12 protein-coding genes are annotated in these 14,775 nt (G+C 64.2%); 4 read left to right on the top strand and 8 right to left on the bottom strand.

Annotation, left to right across the window (positions count from 1 at the left end; genetic code table 11):
• Window positions 1–201: 201 nt before the first annotated feature.
• The 3 genes from PQT43_RS10265 to PQT43_RS10275 all read right to left on the bottom strand — a co-directional run bounded on the left by PQT43_RS10265 (window position 202) and on the right by PQT43_RS10275 (window position 5,251).
• On the bottom strand, window positions 202–3,837 hold the full coding sequence (locus tag PQT43_RS10265; protein WP_272753810.1) for an ATP-binding protein: 3,636 nt from the start codon (window positions 3,835–3,837) through the stop codon (window positions 202–204).
• Between the two features lie 32 nt (window positions 3,838–3,869).
• On the bottom strand, window positions 3,870–4,511 hold the full coding sequence (locus tag PQT43_RS10270; protein WP_102881619.1) for a response regulator transcription factor: 642 nt from the start codon (window positions 4,509–4,511) through the stop codon (window positions 3,870–3,872).
• 302 nt (window positions 4,512–4,813) lie between these two features.
• Entirely contained in the window at window positions 4,814–5,251 is a 438-nt protein-coding gene (locus tag PQT43_RS10275) for an Lrp/AsnC family transcriptional regulator (protein WP_102881618.1), read from the bottom strand.
• Between the two features lie 132 nt (window positions 5,252–5,383).
• Here PQT43_RS10275 and PQT43_RS10280 point away from each other — a divergent pair, with 132 nt between their 5' ends.
• The gene (locus PQT43_RS10280) at window positions 5,384–6,277 is read left to right on the top strand and encodes a DMT family transporter (protein ID WP_110653238.1); all 894 of its coding nucleotides are present in this window, start codon (window positions 5,384–5,386) and stop codon (window positions 6,275–6,277) included.
• A 33-nt stretch (window positions 6,278–6,310) separates the two neighbouring features.
• Here the strand turns inward: PQT43_RS10280 and fdhD are convergent, their stop codons facing one another.
• From fdhD to mobA, 3 genes are all read right to left on the bottom strand, one after another.
• Window positions 6,311–7,147: a formate dehydrogenase accessory sulfurtransferase FdhD gene (fdhD, locus tag PQT43_RS10285; protein ID WP_253085879.1), complete on the bottom strand. Its 837-nt coding sequence runs from the start codon at window positions 7,145–7,147 to the stop codon at window positions 6,311–6,313.
• Between the two features lie 54 nt (window positions 7,148–7,201).
• The gene (locus PQT43_RS10290) at window positions 7,202–8,095 is read right to left on the bottom strand and encodes a LysR family transcriptional regulator (protein WP_272753811.1); all 894 of its coding nucleotides are present in this window, start codon (window positions 8,093–8,095) and stop codon (window positions 7,202–7,204) included.
• Window positions 8,096–8,203: 108 nt separating this feature from the next.
• Window positions 8,204–8,821: a molybdenum cofactor guanylyltransferase MobA gene (gene mobA / locus PQT43_RS10295; RefSeq protein ID WP_272753940.1), complete on the bottom strand. Its 618-nt coding sequence runs from the start codon at window positions 8,819–8,821 to the stop codon at window positions 8,204–8,206.
• A gap of 226 nt (window positions 8,822–9,047) precedes the next feature.
• On the opposite strand from mobA, the gene moaB reads away from it, so the two are divergent.
• Window positions 9,048–9,587 (top strand): molybdenum cofactor biosynthesis protein B, encoded by a 540-nt coding sequence (gene moaB / locus PQT43_RS10300; protein ID WP_102881605.1) that lies wholly within the window; start codon window positions 9,048–9,050, stop codon window positions 9,585–9,587.
• Window positions 9,588–9,697: 110 nt separating this feature from the next.
• Here moaB and PQT43_RS10305 read toward each other — a convergent pair whose 3' ends face one another.
• Both PQT43_RS10305 and PQT43_RS10310 read right to left on the bottom strand, forming a co-directional pair.
• Complete coding sequence (locus PQT43_RS10305) at window positions 9,698–10,738, bottom strand: FUSC family protein (RefSeq protein WP_170003171.1); 1,041 nt, start codon at window positions 10,736–10,738, stop codon at window positions 9,698–9,700.
• 122 nt (window positions 10,739–10,860) lie between these two features.
• Entirely contained in the window at window positions 10,861–12,486 is a 1,626-nt protein-coding gene (locus PQT43_RS10310; RefSeq protein WP_102881603.1) for an NADP-dependent glyceraldehyde-3-phosphate dehydrogenase, read from the bottom strand.
• A gap of 404 nt (window positions 12,487–12,890) precedes the next feature.
• Here PQT43_RS10310 and PQT43_RS10315 point away from each other — a divergent pair, with 404 nt between their 5' ends.
• Together PQT43_RS10315 and PQT43_RS10320 are read left to right on the top strand one after the other, a co-directional pair.
• Complete coding sequence (locus PQT43_RS10315) at window positions 12,891–13,313, top strand: c-type cytochrome (RefSeq protein WP_267268492.1); 423 nt, start codon at window positions 12,891–12,893, stop codon at window positions 13,311–13,313.
• Between the two features lie 94 nt (window positions 13,314–13,407).
• Window positions 13,408–14,736: a D-arabinono-1,4-lactone oxidase gene (locus tag PQT43_RS10320; RefSeq protein ID WP_170003175.1), complete on the top strand. Its 1,329-nt coding sequence runs from the start codon at window positions 13,408–13,410 to the stop codon at window positions 14,734–14,736.
• Window positions 14,737–14,775: the final 39 nt, after the last annotated feature.

A 14,775-nucleotide genomic window follows, 5' to 3' on the forward strand; every position in this document is an offset into this window, starting at 1 on the left:
TTGGACGTTATTGGATTCAACAAGCCATCGAGAGCTGGCGTAGCGACTCACCGGGAGTCTGGCGCCATTGACTGTCAGTACTCGAAAGCCGGCGCAAGGTTAGGCAGGCGGGGGCGGCGGTTGAATGAGACAAGTACGAGAATGGCGGCAGTGCCGGGCCGGGGCGCGCAGCCCGGCGCCCCGGCGTCCGCCTCAGGGAGGCTAGCCCTGGACCTGGGGTGTCTGGGGCAGAGGCGGGCTGTCGGCGTCGGGCGCTTCGCGCAGGCTGGCCAGCTGCTTGCGGGCCTCTTCGTAAACCTGCTCCATGGCGTTGAGCAGCGCTTGCTGGCAGTTGCGCACGGACGGCAGGTGGGTCACGTCGACCTTTCTCAGGGCGTCGCAGGTTCTGGCCATGTCCTGCGCGTTGATCAGGCAGGCCACGCCGCTCAGGCGATGGGTCAGGTCGTTGATCAGGTGCGGGGTATTGGCCAGGACGCAGGTGCGCAGTTCGGCGATTTCCTGCTGCAGGTTCTTGGTCAGTTCGTTGAGGATGCGCCGGTGCAGGGTCGGACTGTTTTCCCCCAGGTCCCTGAGGTGGTCGATGTCGAAGGCGCGTACCCGCTCTTCGCCGGCGCCGGTGTGACTGCCTAGCACTTCCTGCAGCCGGGCCAGGGTCACGGGCTTGATCATCAGATCGTTCATCCCGGCGTTGGAGCACTGGGTCGCTTCGTTGCTCAGGGCGCTGGCGGTGTAGCCGACGATCAGGCGCGGCGGGGCACCGCTCTGTTGTTCGGCTTCACGCACCGCACGGGCCAGGCTGTAGCCGTCCATGCCCGGCATGTTGCAGTCACTGATCAACACGTCGTAGTGGCGGTGGCGCAGTAACTGCAGGGCTTCTTCGCCACTGCTGACGTGCTCTGCAACGTGGCCGATGCGCTCCAGTTGCAGGGTCAGCACCAGGCCATTGGTGGAGACGTCGTCCACCACCAGCACCCGCAAGGCTTTGCCGGTGATCGGTTTCACTTCCGGTTGTTCCGCCACTTCCGCGTTCGCCGTCTGCCAGCTCACCGGCAGTTCGACGTGAATGCAGCAGCCTTGTCCGGGTTCGCTTTCCAGCCAGATGCGGCCCCCCATCAATTGCACCAGCTGATGGCAGATGCTCAGGCCCAGTCCCGAGCCGCCGTACAGGTGTGCCGTGCGCGCGGTGGCCTGGCGGTAGGGTTCGAAAATCCCCGCCTGATTGGCCAGGGGAATGCCGATGCCGGTATCGCGCACACTCAGGGTCAGCAGGCTGTTGCTGTCCTGTACATGGGTTTCGCGCAGGGTGACCTGGATGTGGCCGCGGTCGGTGAACTTCAAGGCATTGCTCAAGAGGTTGTGCAGAATCTGCTGCAGGCGTAGCGAGTCGACCCAGTACAGCCGGTTGGGGCTGGCCTGATAGTCGAAGTTCAGTTGCAGGCGTTTCTCCCGGGCCTGCACGGCAAACAGCCCGAGACCGTTGGCCAAGAGGGGTTCCAGGGCGGTGGGGTGGGGCGCTAGTTGCATCAGGCCACTCTCTATTTTGTCCAGATCCAGGATGTTGCCGATCAGGTCGATCATCGAGGTCGCCGATTGCTGGGCAACCCGCAGATTGTGCGAGGGCGCCTGGCTGGCGCTGGTCTCCAGTTCCAGCAGACCGACCAGGGCATTGAGCGGGGTGCGCAGTTCGTGGCTCATGGAGGCGAGGAACTCGCTTTTGGCGGCACTGGCTTTTTGCGCAACCTGCTTGGCCTCGCGCAATTTGAGTTCCAGGTTCTTGCGCTCGGAGATGTCCAGCCAGCCCCCCAGCAAGCCTTGCAGGACTCCGCGCGCGTTGTAGAACGGCACCAGCCATTGGTACAGGCAGAATTGCTGCTCGTTGATCCACAGGCTGGTGTCGAGAAAGCGGGGCCGGTGATTGGCCAGCAGCAGTTGATGCTCCTCTTGCAGCACCTCGGCGAACTCGCGCGGCATGTTCGGCTGCTCGGTGGGCAGGCAGCCCTCGACCTGTTCCTGGGAGGTGGCGAAGAACTCTTCATAGGCGCGGTTGCAGGTGCTCAACCGACCGTCCAGGTCGCAGACATACAGCGGTGTCGGCAGGCCATTGAGCAGGGAGAACTGAAACGCCAGCTTGTCCTGCAGGCGGGTCTGCGCGCAGATGGTTTCCCGCACCTGGATCTTCAGGCGCCAGTTCCAGATCAGCGACAGCACGAAGATGATCAGGATCACCACGCCCACATGCCAGGCCTGCTCGACGACCCAGCTCCAGAGCGCGGTGCTGGAGTGTTGTTCGGCGATCAGTTGGATGTCGCTTTGCGGATTCCTGGCCATGGAATCGAGCAGCTTGTCGAGCACGCTCAGCAACTCTCTGGAACCTGGGGCCACGGCAAAGCGATGGGGGGCGGGCAGGGCGTCGAAGGCCAGGCCGAACTGCAGCCCGGAACCGGACAACGCCTCGGTGCCCACCGGGGTATCCAGGGTGGCGTCGACCTGACGTTGCAGCACCAGATTCAGGGCCTGTCGATGATCGTCGGTGAGCACCAGGTGGATGTCCGGGTAGCGCTGTTTCAGGTGTTCGAGCAGCGGGTGGTTGCGCGGCAGCGCCAGGTGCCGCCCCAGCATGGCGTCCAGGGAACTGGGGGAGCTGTCGCCATGGCGCACCACAAAGGCCCAGTTGCGAGTGCCGTAGCTCTGGCTCAGGCCGATGCCCCGGGCATTGTCGGGTAGACCCAGGTCGCGGGTGGTCAGGTCGGCGTTGCCGGCGGCCAGTTGTTCCAGGTCATCGGTCCTGGAGCGACTGGGCAGGATGTTGAGTTGCAGGCGAAACGAGTCGGCCAGGGTGCGCAGGATATCGATGCTCAGTCCGGCCCATTGGCCCTCGGCATTGCGGTAGATGTAGGGCGGCGCTTCTTCCACCAACAGATTGATCTGCCGGTGCGCGGTGAGCCAGCTCAGTTCGCTGGGGGTCAGGGAAAACGACTCGGTCGGCGCGAAGGGAAAGGGCTCCTGGCTCGACTGGTTCTGGATCTGGCGCTTGTGCTCCTCGGGAATGGCGTTGAGCACGTAGTCGATCAGTGCCCGCAGGGTGGCATCCTCGCGTCGCACGGCGAAGGCGAAGCCGGCGTCGGGCAATTGCGCAGAAAACTTGCTGTGCAGCCGCAGATCCGGGCGGGCCTGCATGTACAGGGTGGTGCGGAAGCGGTCGCTGATAAAGGCGTCGGCCTGTTTGCCCGCCAGTTGCTCAAGGGCCAGGGCGGTGGTGTGCACGCCGCTGACGTCGGCCCGTGGATAGGTCTTTCTGACGGTCTTGAGGTCCAGGTAGTTGTCCAGTACCAGCACCCGCTTGTCTTCCAGGTCCGGTGGCAGGCTCTTGTCGTTGATGCGCCCGACAATGATCGGCTGGTTGTTCAGGTACGCACGGCTGAGGGACAGGCCTGGGGTCCGTGCTTCAAGCGCGGTGGCCCGTGGCAGCAGGTCGATACGGTGTTCGAGCAGGGCTCGGATCGCGTCCTGGGGCGAGGCCAGTTCGATGTACTCAAAGCGCAGGTCAAGCTGCTTGCCGATGAGCTTGAGGTACTCGTCGGAGATCACTTTGAGCACCTGGTTGCCGGCGCTTTCCAGAGGCCGCTCAGGGGGCACGATGGTTGCTACCCGCAGCACCTTGTGGGGCAGGGCGCTGCGCATGTCCAGCAGTCGGGTCAACGACGGATTGCCAGGCTCTTGCGACGTGGCGCAGTGCGCGGGCAGGCTGAAAAACAGGCTGACCAGCACCATGAAGCTGAACAGCAGGCAGACACGTATCAGCCTCCAGAACTGGGGGGGGCGGGAAATCAGGGGCATAGGGGGGAAGCTCCAGAATTTTTCAGGACAGCTCAGCTCAGGCCGTGTTCCTGGATGTACAGAAACAGGCTGGCCGAGGTGTCCAGGCCTAGCTTGCGCATGGCGCTGCTCTTTTGCGTGCTGATGGTCTGTTTGCTGCGGCACAAGTGTTGGGCGATGGCGCCGATGCTCATGCCGGTGCCGTACAGACGCAGCACCTCGATCTCTCTGGCCGACAACTGCTCGGGCTGCAGCAGCGGCTTGCCATGCAAGGCGGTGCTGGTGTCCAGCAGATGCTGGATCGACGGTGACACGAAAGGTGCCCGCGGGTGGGCGGCAATCGCCTTGGGCAGGTCGTTGAGCAAACCGCGCTTGCTCACCAAGCCTTGGATTCCGAGCTTGAGCAGGCTGCTGATCAGCGCCGGGTTGTCGAGCATGGTGATCACCACGATGGCCAACTCCGGGTAGCGTGAACGCAGTCGCCTGATCAGACGAATCCCATCCACCTGATCGCCGCCGGGCATCATCAGGTCGGTCAGCAGCAGGTCGCAGGGCTGGCGCTGCAGGTTTTCCAACAAGGCTTCCACGCTGTGGGCCTGGGCAACGATTTCCAGTTCGGCGCGGTTTTCCAGCAGGGTATGAATCCCAATCAGGGTCAAGGGATGGTCATCGGCTATCTGGACGCGGATCGGCATGGGTTCTTGTACTCGGCTTTTCGACAGGCATGAGCCCACAACAATGCGCAGCTTCCGCAAAGGAGCAGGCATTTTGCTAGTGGGGTCGTCAGAGGATTCGCAGGGTATCACTGAAATTGACGCCAAAAAGACGTCTGGGGGATTTTAAGAATCGTCTTATGTCTGATGGGAAGCTTTCTGAAAAGCGGCCTAGAAGTCGGGTAAGTTTTTGTAAGAAACGCCTCTAGAACGGCCTCTCCAGAGGGAAATTTCTTGCTTGTTCCAGGGGCTTTTTCTGGGGTGAAGACGCCCAATTCACAGTCTTAATCCAGGGGTGGCAAACGCCGCTTGATCGGCGATTTCTTGATGATCGCGGTGTTGGTTTCGGCGAAATGGTTGAGGCGGTCCAGCAGGCTGTCCAGTTGTTCCATGGAGCGCACTTGAAGGCGGGCGATAAAGCAGTCGTCACCGGTGACCTTGTCGCACTCGGTGAACTCGGCAATCGCCAGGATCTGCCGTTCCACTTCCTGCAGTTTGCCCGGCAAGGGGCGAATGCGGACGATGGCCTGCAACTGGTAGCCCAGAAGTTTTGGATCGATCTCCAGGGTATAAGCGCTGATCACGCCGCGTTCTTCCAATCTTTTCAAGCGTTCGGCAACGCTGGGGGCGGACAGCCCACTGATCTGTGCCAGGGCCTTGAGGGAGCGGCGGGAGTCCTGCATCAGGGCACTGATCAGTGCCTGGTCGATGGCATCAAGCATGGCGATCTCGTTAGGTGGGATGGCTGTTTTGCCTTGATAAAAAAGGCCTTGATTGAGTCTAGCCTAGGTTTTGAACTGGCGAGGGGCAGGTTGCGCTGGGCATAATTTGGCCACTGTTAGAGGAGATTGATGATGGATGCACTGACGCGCCGCGGCTCGCTGGAAATGACCGCCGCCATGCTGATTTCCGGAACCATCGGCTGGTTCGTCCTGGTGTCCGGGCAACCGGTGCTGGACGTGGTGTTCTGGCGTTGCCTGTTCGGCGCCGGGACTTTGCTACTTATTTGTGGCGCTTTCGGTTTTCTTCGTAAGAACATTCTGACCAAGCGTGCGCTGATCCTGGCGGTGCTCAGCGGCGTGGCCATTGTCGGTAACTGGGTGCTGTTGTTCGGCTCCTATTCCCGAGCCTCGATCGCCATCGGCACCGCGGTGTACAACGTCCAGCCTTTTATCCTGGTGGCCCTGGGGGCGCTGTTCCTGGGGGAAAAGATCACCCCGCAGAAGCTGTTCTGGCTGTGCCTGTCCTTTGCCGGAATGCTGGCCATCGTCAGCGCCCACGGCACCCAGGGCGAAACCGGCAACGACTACCTGCTGGGCATCGCCCTGGCCCTGGGCGCGGCCTTGCTGTACGCCTTTGCCGCGCTGCTGATCAAGCGCCTGAGCGGCACGCCGCCACACCTGATCGCGCTGATCCAGGTGTGCACCGGGGTGCTGTTGCTGGCGCCCTGGGCCAACCTCGGCGCACCGCCCCAGCAGGCCACGGCCTGGGCCAGCCTGCTGACCCTGGGCATCGTGCATACCGGGGTGATGTACGTGCTGTTGTATGGGGCGATCCAGAAGTTGCCGACGGCGTTGACCGGGGCCTTGTCCTTCATCTATCCGATTGCGGCGATCTTCGTCGACTGGCTGGCCTTCGGGCATCGCCTGGGCCTGCTGCAATGGGTGGGCGTCGGCGCGATTCTGCTGGCCGCCGCCGGCATGCAGCAGGGCTGGACCCTCAAGCGCCGTGGCAGTGTTTTGCAGTAACTGCGGCAGGTTTCCGCACCACCAACCGCTCGGTCAGCCGGCTGACACCGGGCTGTAGATCCGTGGCGCATTGCGATGGGGCACATGGATCAGGTTCAGGTGGTGCTTGTTGGCCCATTGCACCGTCAGCGCGGTAGGCGCGGAAAGGCTGACCAGGGTGCCGAGGCGGGCGCGCACGGCCTTGTGGATCAGCTCCAGGCTGCAGCGGCTGGTGACCACGGTGAAGCCCTGGCGGCCATCGATCCCGGCGTTCAGCAGGGCGCCGATCAGCTTGTCCAGGGCGTTGTGGCGGCCGATGTCTTCCTGGCACAGGCGCACTTCACCCTGTTCATCGACGTACAGCGCCGCGTGCAGGGCGCCGCTGCTGCGGGCCATGTGCTGGGCCTGTTCGATGCGCTCGCGCAGGCCCTGCAGATGCTCGGCGGGGGGCAGCGATGAAGGTTCGAGGCTCTGCAGTTGCGGCAGCGCCTGTTCCAGGGCTTCCACGCCGCATAACCCGCAGCCGCTGGTTCCGGCCATTTGCCGGCGATGGTCCTTGAGGGCCCAGAAGGCCCGGCTGGAAATCTGCACATCGGCCTGGCAGGCCTGGGGAAAGTGGCTCAGGCGGATGTCGTAGATTTCGCTGAGGTCGCTGACGATGTCGTTGGTGATGCTGAAGCCGCGAATGAAATCCTCCAGGTTGCCGGGAGACACCATCATCACCGCCTGGCTCAGGCCGTTGTAGGTGATGGCCAGGGCAATCTCTGCGGCCAGCGGCGCCTCGGCCACTCCGCCCTCGGGGCTGTATTCGCGATAGGTCACGCGCTGCGGCGCGGGGGCCGGTGCATTGGCCTCGGGCTGTTGCTCCGATTGTTCGATACGGCAAACCATGACGACACCTCAATACAGTCGATTCACTCCGGGGCACGCTGGCTCCGGGGGCGTTCATTCGCCCTTGATGGCAAAGAGTTTCCTGGCTTCGGCAAAGCACTTTTCGGCAATCGCCGAGCGTGGCTCGGTCTTGCGCATCACCAGCCCCAGGGGCGCCAGCACGCTGGCATCCGGCAGCTGGATGAAGGCCAGGTTGTCGATGGGCGAATCCAGGCCGCTGTCCAACGGCATGATCGAGCAGCAGAAGCCTTCGTGAATCGCCTGGAACAGCTGGTAGGTGGAATCGCTCTCCAGGATCGGCGTCGGGTTGAGGCCACGGCTGCGAAAGCTCAGGTCGATGGACTTGCGATAGTGCATGCCGGTGCTGAGCATGCCCAGGGGCAGCTCGGCGGCCTCTTCCCAGCTCATCTCAGTGCCTTCGAAATGAAAGTGCCGGGTGTCATAGAGCAGGCCGACCCGGGTCTCGCCGATCTCGAAGAAGTCCAGGTAGTTGGGGTTGACGTGGTCCAGGTAGCAGACCCCCAGGTCCAGCTGGTTGTTGCCGATGTCCTCGATGATCCGGTCGGAGCTAGCGGACGACAGGCTGAACTTGAGTTCGGGAAAGCTCGCCGACAGCTTCTGTACATAGCTGATGGGGTTGAAGCCGCTCAGCGGCACCAGGCCCAGGCGCAGGTTACCCACCAGTTGCCCACGGCAGGCGGCGGCTTCGGCGAACAGCCCGTCATGGGCCGCCAGCAGGGTCTTGGCCCAGGCCAGCACCCGTTCACCGGCCTCGGTGAAGCCTTCGAAGCGCTGGCCCCGGGTCACCAGGATCAGGTCCAGTTCGTCCTCCAGGTTGCGCAGGCGCATGGACAGGGTCGGCTGGGTGATGTGGCAGCGCGCGGCGGCCTGGCCGAAGTGCCGGGTCTGTTCCAGGGCGATGAGAAACTTGAGTTGCTTGATGTCCACAATGGCACCTGTGGTGAGGAAATCGGAGTCAGTAGTAACGCAGGTGTCCGGTCTGTGGAAAGACGTTCAGTCTTCCCGAGCCAGGCCCTCGGGGCACACCTTCGGCGTTCAGGCCAAGGGCCCGGAGTCTGTTTCAGACAGTAGTTCAGGGGTGTTGAAATTGCTCAGTCGCGGGTCGTCCGCGGCGCAGGGCAGGGCGCTCAGTCCGTGGGGTGCCAGGGCCCGCAGCAGGCTGCGTTCACCCAGGTGCCAGGCTTGGCGCAAGCTCGCTGCCAGCGCCGTGGGAATCAGGCTGAACATGGGTTGCCAGTAGCCGGCCTGCTGCACCATCAGCGGATGAGGGGCGTGCGCTGCGCGGGCATCCAGCAGGGCCTGGATCAGCGCGCTGTCGATCCGCGGCGCGTCGCAGGCCAGCACCAGCAGCCAGGGATGCCGGGCCACTGCCAGGCCTGCCAGCACGCCCGCCAGAGGGCCGGGAAAGTCCTGTTGCTCATCCGCCACCAAACGATCGGCATAGGGCCGGTACTGCTCGGCGTTGCGGTTGCAGGAAATGATCAGGTCATCGCTGAAGGGCCGCACCACCTTCTGCACATGGGCAATCAGCGGCTGGCCGTGCCAGGTCACCAGGCCCTTGTCCTGGCCGCCCATGCGCGAGCCGCGGCCACCGGCCAGCAGCAGGATCGAGCAGGGCAGGGAACAGGCGGGTGCAGGCTGGATCGGGGTCATGGCGGGACGCATATCAGGTCGGTGGCGCAAACGATGGCATTGTCCTTCGGGCACGTCCAATCGGAAGTGTTGAATGGCCGATTGATGGGCTTTATCAACCGCCACGCCAAACCGCGGTTGACGATAGAGCGCCTCGATAATCCGGTCAGCCAGAACGATTAGACAGCCGCGGTTTCGGGCCTTTAGCCTGCATCCATGGTTTTTATCTTGCCGGTCGGAGAATGACATGAGCGTGAAGTCGGATGCGTTGTTTGTACCCTTGAACATGGCCGTGCTGACGGTCAGCGATACCCGGGAATACGCCACGGACACCTCCGGGCAACTGCTGGTCAGTCGCCTGCTGGAAGCCGGCCACACCCTGAGCGAACGCAACCTGCTCAAGGACGATCTGTACAAGATCCGCGCCCAGGTGGCGGCCTGGATCGCCGACGAGCGCATCCAGGTGGTGTTGATCACCGGCGGCACCGGCTTCACCGGTCGCGACAGCACCCCCGAAGCCGTGAGTTGCCTGCTGGACAAGCATATCGACGGTTTTGGCGAGCTGTTCCGCGCCATCTCGATCCTCGATATCGGCACCTCCACGGTACAGAGCCGGGCCCTGGCCGGGCTGGCCAATGGCACCCTGGTGTGTTGCCTGCCGGGCTCCACCGGGGCCTGCCGCACCGCCTGGGAAGGCATCCTCGCCGAGCAGCTGGATGCCCGCCATCGGCCGTGCAATTTCGTGCCGCACCTCAAGCCGGTGCAGGCCTGCGAGTCCCGGGGATGAGCCAGGGCCACTTGATGCCGCTGGAAGAAGCACTGGCCAGCCTGCTGGCCATGGCCGATACCACTGCAGGTGGGCGACGCGGCGCGTTTCATTCCCTTTAGCGAGTTGTTTTAAATCTTCCAGTGCCGGGCGCTTTTGGCCAGTCGCTGGCGCATTTCGCCCAGGGTCGCGGCCAACTGCCGGGTGAGCAGCCGGTAACCGTCAAGGGGCGAATACACCGGCGTCTCCAGGGCCTTGTCGGCATGGCCTTCCAGGGGTTTGTCCAGGCGCTGGGTGCCCCCCGTTTGCAGGGCCCGGGCCATGCCGATCAACTGCACGCGGATCTGCCGGTGCTCGGCCTTGAGTGCCAGTTGCATCTGCGCCATGGCTTGCCGGTCGCTGGCATCGGGGCGGGTGTTGCCGAGGATCTCCAGGGTGCTGATGCACATCCGCAGATTGCGCTGGATGGCGTCCAGCTCGGTCATGGAAATCCGCACTTCCTTGGACACCGAAGGCATCAGCGAACGCAGTTGCAGCATGGCGGCGTTGACCCGGCCCAGGAGCTTGAGGTGTTCGTCGTCGGTCACCGACTGGCCCTGGATGATCCGTCCATACAACTGAGCGCAGTCGCGCAGGGCGCTGGCCAGGGTGTAGCGCCAGGAATACACCGCGTACAGCGGAATGGCGAAGGAAAACGCCAGGGCCAGGGCAATGCCGATGAGAATGTCCACCGCGCGCCACAGGCCGTCGCTGATCTGGTTGTCGCCATGGCCGGCGACGATGAACACGGTGATCGCTGCCAGCAGCGCGGTATACCCGCCCTTGCCGATGGCGTGGTAGGAAAAGTAGCCGCACACCGCCGACATGCCCAGGTAGGTCAGCCAGGGATGGCCGAAGTACGCCTGCTGCACCACCAGCACCAGGCCGACCCCGGCGCCCACCAGGGTGCCGATGGCCCGCTCGGCGGCCTTCTTGCCGATGTTGCCGTGGTGCTGCAGGCCGCCGATCACCACCAGCATGGTCACCGACGCCCACTCGCCGTGGGGCAGGTTGAGGCCGGTGGTCAGGAGAATGGTGGCGATCAGGCCGAGGGCGACCCGCACCGCATGGATCAGGCGGGCGTGACGGTAGCGCCGGTACGGGTCCAGCAGGGGACGCAGCAGGCGCTGCAGCAAGGGCGGCAGGTGGATGCCCCGCAGGTGTTTGAACGGGCCCAGACCGGTTTCTCCAATAGCTGATGAGTGGCTGAATCAGTAGCCGCGACTCGCCGCGTGGCGAGCCCCGGCCAGGCGCTTCAGAAAATGTAGTCGGTGGTCAGGAAGCTGGAGTCGCGATTGCGGATGATGTCGCTGATCAGCTGTTTGTTGCGCTCCTGGAACTTGGTCGCCACCAGGGTGCGGATCGAGAAGGTGCGCAACGCATCATGCACCGACAACGTGCCCTCGGCGGAGTTCTTGCGACCGTTGAAGGGGAAGGTGTCCGGGCCGCGCTGGCACTGGGCGTTGATGTTGATCCGCCCGACCTGGTTGGCGAAGGTGTCCACCAGCCGGCCGATCACTGCCGGGTCGCTGCCGAACAGGCTCAGTTGCTGGCCGAAGTCCGATTCCAGGACGTAGTCGATCACCGTGTCCAGGTCGCGGTAGGGCACGATGGGCACCACCGGGCCGAACTGTTCCTCGTGGTAGACGCGCATCTGCGGGTTCACCGGGTACAGCACCGCCGGGTAGAAGAACGACGCCCGGGACTCGCCGCCATGGGGGTTCACCACCTGGGCGCCGTGGGCCTGGGCATCGGCCACCAGGGTGTGCAGGTAATCGACCTTGGTGTTTTCCGGCAGTGGCGTCAGGGCCACGCCCGGCTCCCAGGGCATGCCCGGCTTGAGGCCTTGCAGCTTGGCGTTGAACTGCTGGATAAAGCGCTCCACCACGCTTTCATGGACGAACAGGATCTTCAGTGCGGTGCAGCGCTGGCCGTTGAACGACAGCGCGCCGGTAACGGCCTCGCTGACCGCGTTGTCCAGGTCGGCATCGGGCAGCACGATTCCCGGGTTCTTCGCGTCCAGGCCCAGGGCCGCGCGCAGGCGGTGCGGCTTGGGGTGGAGTTTCTTCAGGTCACTGGCGGCCTTGTTGGTGCCGATGAAGGCGAAGATGTCGATCTTGCCGCTGGCCATCAGCGCGCTGACGGTTTCGCGGCCGCTGCCGTAGATCACGTTGATCACCCCGGCCGGGAAGCTGTCGCGGAAGGCTTCGAGCAACGGCCGGATCAGCAGCACGCCGAGCTTGGCCGGCTTGAACACCACGGTGTTGCCCATGATCAGCGCCGGGATCAGGGTGGTGAAGGTTTCGTTCAGCGGGTAGTTGTAGGGGCCCATGCACAGGGCCACGCCCAGGGGCACGCGGCGGATCTGGCCGAGGGTGTCCTGTTCCAGTTCGAAGCGGCTGGAGCGCCGGTCCAGTTCCTTGAGCGCGCCGATGGTGTCGACGATGTAGTCGCAGGTGCGGTCGAACTCCTTTTCCGAGTCTTTGAGGTTCTTGCCGATTTCCCACATCAGCAACTTGACCACTGCTGTGCGCTGTTCGCGCATGCGCGCCAGGAAGGCTTCCACGTGCTGGATGCGCTCAGCCACGCGCATCGTTGGCCAGGCGCCCTGGCCGCGGTCGTAGGCGCGCACGGCGGCGTCCAGGGCGGTGAGGGCGGTATCAGCGTCCAGCAGCGGTGTGCTGCCGAGAATCACTTGCTGGTCGCCGTCGGCGCCGCTCAAGTAGATCGGGCTGCGGACCTGGGCCAGGGGGCCGTTCCAGGTGCGCAGTTCACCGTCTACCAGGTAGTCGCGCTGCTCCACCGGATCGGGCAGGCGATAGGCTTCGGGGATGTCGGCGGCAGCAGGAAACAGGTTGTTGAGGACATTGGCTGTGGTCATGACTCTACCCCGTGTTGGAAATGGCTCCGGCGCGGATGACAGTGGCGCCATCGCTCCAAGGTTTATACGCCTGAATGGCCTGCGGCTTTAGCGCTTTGTGCGCTCGACCCGCCAGCGGTCATGGTTTGAGGTTAAACGTTTCAGCTGCTACCCAGCAACTACCGCATAAGGGGCGGGCCAGAGCCTTGTGTCCTGGGGGCGGTGTTTATGCCTGCTACCTGTCATTGGCTGGCCGACTCTGCCCCTTGGCTGGCCGACCCTGCACCCTTGGCTGGCCGACCCTGCACCCTTGGCTGGCCGCCAATGCCCTCAACCCCAGGGGGCGGGTGTCTTAGTGTTGCTCAATAGGGGCCGCCTCTGTTGTCGGGGCGGGCCCTTTGCCCTGGCCGCACTGAGGACCACCGATGCCCACTGTCACCCCCGCCTGTTCGCGCCCGTTGCGGCGTCCCTCTTGCCTGCTGATTCGCCGCGCCCTGGGCCTGGTTCTGGGCCTGCTGCTGAGCGCTTGCGGCGAGGCTGAACCGCCTGCCGCCGTGCGCCTCGACGCTGCGCCACTCGACGCTGCGCGCCAGAGCCCGGCCGACCCGGCCCTGGCCCAGGTCTACGCCAGCAGCTGCCAGTTGTGCCACGCCAACCCGACCTCCGGTGCGCCCCTGGCCGGCGACGCCAAGGCCTGGGCCCCGCGCCTGGCCCAGGGCGCCGAGACCCTGCTCGATCACAGCATCAACGGCTACCAGGGCATGCCGCCCATGGGCCTGTGCATGCAGTGCAGCGAAGCGCAGTTCCTGGCCCTGATCAGCTTCATGTCCGGCCATTCATTCCAATAAAAAGACAAGGTCTTCGTTTATGCACATGCACCTCTCTCGACGCCGGCTGCTGCAAGGCGCCGGTGCCCTCGGCGCCCTCGGCGCCTTCGGCGCGCTGTGCAGCAACCCGCTGCTGGCCGAGCTGGCCCGGCCCCCGCGGCTGATCCCTTGGCGCAATTGGTCCGGCGCGCAAAGCTGCCTGCCTGCAGCGCGGCTGGCGCCCAAGGACCTGGATGAGTTGCGCCAGTTGATCCGCCAGGCCCCGGGCAAGATCCGTCCGGTGGGTTCCGGCCACTCCTTCAGCGCCCTGGTGCCCACCGACGGCACCTTGCTGTCCCTGGCCTATTTCAACGGCCTGCTGGCCCATGATCCGCAGACCCTGCAAGCCGAGTTCGCCGCCGGCACGCCGATGTCGCTGATGGGCCCGGCGCTCAAGGAGGTGGGGCAGGCGTTGTGGAACATGGCGGATATCGACTACCAGACCCTGGCCGGTGCCATTGCCACCTCGACCCACGGCACCGGGATCGGCTTTGGCTCCTATTCGTCCCAGGTCTGCGGGCTGCAACTGGTGACCGCCAGCGGCGAGGTGCTGGACTGCGATCCCCAGCGCAACGCCGAGGTGTTCCACGCCGCCCGGGTGTCCCTCGGGGCACTGGGGGTGGCGACCCGGGTGCGCCTGCAGAACCGCGCCGCCTATCGCCTGCGGGAAAAACAATGGATCGCCAGGACCGATGAACTGCTGGAAGACATGGCCAACAACCTTCGCGACAACCAGCACTGGGAAATGCTCGTGGTCACCCATTCCGACTACGCCCTGGCGGTGGCCCTGAATGAGACCGACGACCCGGCGACCCCACCCAGGGACCCGGCCGAGGAGGGCGGCAACGAGTTCGTCAGCCTGATCGAGAACCTCGACAAGTACGTCAGCGACTTCCCCGACACTCGCCGCCACCTGCTCAACAGCCTGCGCTGGCTGGCCCGGTTCGATGAGCGGGTGGGGGATTCCTATCAGGTCTACGCCAATGTGCGCAGCGTGCGTTTCAACGAGATGGAGTACTCGGTGCCGGCGCACCTGGGGCCGCAGTGCCTGCGGGAGATCCTGGCGCTGATCCGCGACAAGGACCTGCGCACCTGGTTTCCCATCGAGTACCGCTACGTCAAGGCCGACGACATTCCCCTGAGCATGTTCGAGGGGCGCGACAGCTGTTCGATCTCGGTGCATCAGCACTACAGCATGGATCACCACAACTTCTTCGCCGCGGTGGAGCCGATCTTCTGGAAGTACCAGGGGCGTCCGCACTGGGGCAAGCACCACAGCCTCAATGCCCGCACCCTGCAGGGGCTTTACCCGCAATGGTCGGCCTTCGCCAAGGTGCGCCAGGCGCTGGACCCGCAAGGCAAATTCATCAACGCCCACCTGGCCTCGGTGCTGGGTGTGGCGTGAACAGGAGATCAGACCCATGAACCGTCGTCATTTCATGGC

Source organism: Pseudomonas sp. BLCC-B112 (assembly GCF_028550695.1).
Classification (GTDB): Bacteria; Pseudomonadota; Gammaproteobacteria; order Pseudomonadales; family Pseudomonadaceae; genus Aquipseudomonas; species Aquipseudomonas danubii.